The organism is Limnospira sp. (assembly GCF_051859755.1).
Taxonomy (GTDB): domain Bacteria; phylum Cyanobacteriota; class Cyanobacteriia; order Cyanobacteriales; family Microcoleaceae; genus Limnospira; species Limnospira fusiformis.
This window is the reverse complement of the sequence record NZ_JBIMLI010000285.1, coordinates 1-2,287: the sequence shown is the minus strand read 5'-3', so window position 1 is coordinate 2,287 and position 2,287 is coordinate 1. Positions and strand designations below refer to the sequence as shown.

Here is a 2,287-nt window from a genome sequence, read left to right as displayed (position 1 = left end):
ACATTAGCAGCTAATAGACCCTATTCGGCGTATGTCAAACCCCCTCCAAACATTAAAATTAATAAGCATATTTCCATCGGGGAAACTTTCATCAGTCGTAAAAGTTACTGGATTATTTGTTATGTTAAATGTTTTAATTCCGGTTATTGTTTGATTTCCAGAGGTTCTTAATACAGTTGAATCTACATTAATTGTTCTATTAGCTGCTAATGTTCCCCCACCACTTAAACCATCTCCTGCGGTTAATGTAATGTTTGAATGAGTATGAGTTGTAGGTGTTCTAGCATCAGATAATCTACTATCATTACCTTGACAAGCTGTTCCCGCTGTAGTCCCATACGCTACAGCCCATGTAGTAGCAGCACTACCATTAAAATTATTTCCAGTTAATCCTGTACCATTTGTTAATGTATTTGGAGTATTTGCAGTTATCGTTATATTAGCGCTGCCATTAAATGAGGTCCCATTAATAGTTCTAGCTGTTTGAAGTGTAGTTGAAGTTGAAGCGTTACCTACTAAATTACCAGTTATACCAGCGCTACTAAATAAAGCTCGTTGTACACCACCAGTTGTGATTGCTAACTGGTCAGCAACAGGTCGATAAATACCTGTATCTAAATCGCCAGTCCAACTAAAGCTAGGTAAATTAACAGTATCTGAAGCATTACCTAAAAATTTAGCAAAGTCTACTGTACCTGACCCAGTTAAATTAGTCATACCACTATAGCTACCAGATATACTGGCATTTGGTACAGCACCAGATAGATTAGCTGCATTTAAACTGGTAACAGGAATAGTAATATTAGCACTGCCATTAAAACTGGTTGCTGTACCTGTAGCCGCACCAGATAATGCAATTGTTCTAGCTGTAGTTAATGTAGCTGAACTTGATACACTTTTAACTGAGTCAGCAGTATTATCTACGTTACCTAGACCAACATCTCCCTTAATTAAAGTTACAGCGCCTGTCTTACCAGCAACTGAAGTGACTGGAGCAGTAGGCAATGTTGTCCAATTCAAACTACCAGCAGTTGCACCCGCAGTTAGTACTTTACCGTTGTTTGTGGTACCAGTGGCAGGTACGTGTAAATTACCATCTGTAGTTGGGTGAACGTAATTATTTGCGCTTGCAGCAATTCCATTTAACTTAGTCTTGTCTCCCAAAGACATTAAACCAGCGGTGGAAGTTGTAGCAACAGGTATAGTTACGTCAGTACCAGTAGAACTTGTAATTGTTCGAGTGTCACCTGTACCAGAAATAGAAAGGTTAGTGGATTGATGAGGCGCAGAGTTAATAATGGTTGTACCTGATAACGATATACCTGTACCTGCGCTATATGTTGTATTCGGGGGAGTCCCCAGATTAGCGGTGATACCATTAGCGGTTTGGGTGATACTGGTTACAAATGTACCGCTACCAGAGGTAGCTACTGGTAAACTGAAAGTAGTACCACTAAGAGTTAAACCACTACCCGCTGAGTATGTGGTATCCCCTATCAACGCAGCAGCAGGGAGTCTAGCAACATCGATAATACCAGATGTAATATTAGAAGCATCATGATTATGCGGTGTTGGGGGGAACGTAGTTGGTGAGCCTGTCACCTCATTCCACGTAGGCCACCTAGTGGCAGTCGCTGGGATAGATGTTATCTCACTCCAAGCATGGTTGTGAGCACTAGGAGTAAACGTAGTAGGTTTAGAAGTCACTTCAGCCCAAGACGGCCAGCGTGAAGCGGTAGCTGGAACACCTGACGTAATGTCAGCCCAAGCATGAGTATGCGCTGAAGGCGTGAACGTTGTCGGTTTGCTTGTAACTTCAGACCACGTAGGCCAACGGGTTGCCGTAGCTGGTTTATCCGCCACGTTTGCCCAGTCACTTGCAAAGATAGTCGGTTTGTTCGTTATTTCAGTCCAGCTATGGGAATGAGTAGATGGGGGGAAAGTGCTAGGTTTATTAGTAATATTATTCCAGGATAAATCAGTTAATTTGAATAAATTAGTATTTGAGTCAATAACTGCCTGTACCCTTTCATTGGTTAAATACAGATTGACTTCACCTTCTGGCAAGTCATCGGTTGACTGCCCAAATCTACTAGAGTAAATATTAAAATTAGTCATAATAAAGATTCCTCAAAAAGGGGGATAATCCCCCAACTATTTAATCAACAGTTACAAACTCAACTACAGTTACCGAAATATCTGCAACAGACTCGGCAATAGCTTGTAGTTTACTAGCGCCAATAGTGAGCATAACAGTATCACCCGGCTTCACAGAAAATGCGGCATT

Annotated in this window: 1 protein-coding gene; it reads right to left on the bottom strand. The window is 41.2% G+C overall.

Annotated features, from left to right (window positions below; translation table 11 throughout):
- Window positions 1-3 precede the first annotated feature (3 nt).
- The gene (locus ACTIE0_RS23895; protein WP_439517022.1) at window positions 4-2,118 is read right to left on the bottom strand and encodes a beta strand repeat-containing protein; all 2,115 of its coding nucleotides are present in this window, start codon (window positions 2,116-2,118) and stop codon (window positions 4-6) included.
- Between the last annotated feature and the right edge of the window lie 169 nt (window positions 2,119-2,287).